The 1,978-nt window shown below is 76.0% G+C and carries 1 protein-coding gene and 1 pseudogene; one reads left to right on the top strand and one right to left on the bottom strand.

Annotated elements, in window-relative coordinates:
* Positions 1 to 671, bottom strand: a pseudogene (locus AB0J52_RS38230) (hypothetical protein); the annotation flags it as partial.
* Positions 672 to 947: 276 nt separating this feature from the next.
* On the opposite strand from AB0J52_RS38230, the gene AB0J52_RS38225 reads away from it, so the two are divergent.
* Positions 948 to 1,978 (top strand): ATP-binding protein (locus AB0J52_RS38225; protein WP_500187900.1); only part of this gene is annotated, 1,031 nt, incomplete at its 3' end.

The raw sequence follows: 1,978 nt of genomic DNA, 5'->3' as shown, positions 1-1,978 counted from the left end.
GTGCGCAGGTCGGTGCAGGCGCGGTCGAGCTGCGGCCAGCGGCGCAGGATCGCCCCGTGCAGCCGCTCGGCCCGCTGCAGGATCTCCTCGGTGCCCCACAGCTTGGGGGCCTGCTCGCGCAGCTCCTCGATCGTCCCGTTGGTCAGGGTGAGCAGCTCCACGCTCCACAGCCGGAACGCGCGGGCCAGCCCGGCCGCGCCGTCGCGCGCCTGCTCGGGCGTCATCCTCGGGTCGGCGACGTTCAGCTGCTCCAGCGCCAGCAACCGGTGCATTTCGGACTGACCGCCGTCCAGCATCATCCGGCGCACGAACATCAGCCCGACGACGGAGGTGAACGACGCCCGGTAGCGGAGCTGGTTCGGCTTCGGGAACACCTCGCGGACGGCCCCGAGCCCGCGCAGCACACGCAGCCGGTTCTCGAACACCTCGGCCGGGTAGCGGCGGCACACGTAGCGCATCTGCTCGCGGCTCAGCCCCTCCTCGCCCGCGTCGGCGAACGCGGCGAGCAGCGTCTCGGCGACGTCCACCAGCTCCGGGTCGTCCACGACCGCGCCGCTGTCGCGGGCGAGCGCGGCGAACATCTGCCGGTACACGCCCAGCACGGCCTCGCCGACGAGGGCGTCGTCCAAGGTCGGCGTGGGGTCAGCGGTCGGATCGGAGGGGTGGGGCACGGCGAACTACGGTAAGGCCAGCGGGCCCCGAGGGTGGAATCGGAGCGCTCCGGGCGTGTTTCTCCCCTCTCGCCGGACCGCCGCTCCCGGCCCCCAGGACGGCGGCTGGGCCGGTTACGGACGGCGGGTAAAGCAGCGGGAGATAGTTCTCCGTGGCGAATCGGGGACGCGGCGCCCGGCGGGGTGGAACACTCGCAGGGGACGACTCGGACCAGGGGCTTTCCTTGCCGAGGGCACCCGATCCGGCGCCGCCGGAGGTTGTGGAGGCCACTGGGCATGACACCGCCGCACCCGCCGGCCGCACCGCCGGTCAGGACCAACCTGCCCGCCGAGCCCAACGCGTTCGTGGGCCGCGAGCGGGACGTCGCCGACCTGCGCGGCCTGCTGGAGACGACCCGCGCCGTGACGCTTTGCGGCGCGGGCGGCATCGGCAAGACCCGGCTCGCCGTGCACGTCGCGCACGGCGTGGTCGCGGCGCACCCCGGCGGGGTCTGGTTCGTCGAGCTGGCCGACATCGCGCCCGGCGGGCCCGCCGACGTGGTCGCCCGGCGTGTCGCGACCGTGCTCGGCGCGTCCGAGGAGGAGGGGCGGCCGCTGACCGTCACCCTCGCCGACGCGATCGGCGACCGGGCCGTGCTGCTCGTCCTGGACAACTGCGAGCACGTGGTGGCCGAGTGCGCCGAGCTCGCCGGGGCGCTGCTGCCGGCCTGCAGCCGGCTGCGGCTGGTCGCCACCAGCCGCGAGCCGCTGCGCACCGAGGGCGAGACGGTCTGGCGCGTCCCGCCGCTGGACCGCGGCGAGGCCGTGCGGCTGTTCGCCGAGCGGGCCCGGGCCGTCCGGCCCGACTTCGCCCTCACGCCCGAGAACGACGCGGCGGTCACCGAGGTCGGCCGCGCCCTGGACGGCGTCCCGCTCGCGCTGGAGCTGGCCGCCGCCCGGCTGCGGGTGCTGACGGTCGAGCAGATCGCCGACCGGCTCGCCGACCGCTTCCGGCTGCTCGGCGCGAACGCCCGCACCGCCCCGCACCGGCAGCGCACCCTGCGCGCCGCGATCGACTGGTCGCACGAGCTGCTGGACGACCGCGAGCGCACCCTGCTGCGCCGCCTGTCGGTGTTCACCGGCTGGACGCTCGGCCAGGCCGAGAGCGTCTGCGCCGACCCCGCCGGCCTCGCCGCCGACCTCGCGGCGGACCTCGGCGAGCTCTCCGACCTGCCGGACCTCCCCGACCTGCCCGACCTGCCGCCCGACCTCCCCGACCTGCCCGACCTCGACCTGGACGGCGAGCCGGACGCCGGGGCCGCGGCGGG

This window comes from Spirillospora sp. NPDC049652 (assembly GCF_040675125.1).
Taxonomy (GTDB): domain Bacteria; phylum Actinomycetota; class Actinomycetes; order Streptosporangiales; family Streptosporangiaceae; genus Spirillospora.
Note: the sequence above shows the minus strand (reverse complement) of the source record. Positions and strands in the feature narration are given on the sequence as shown.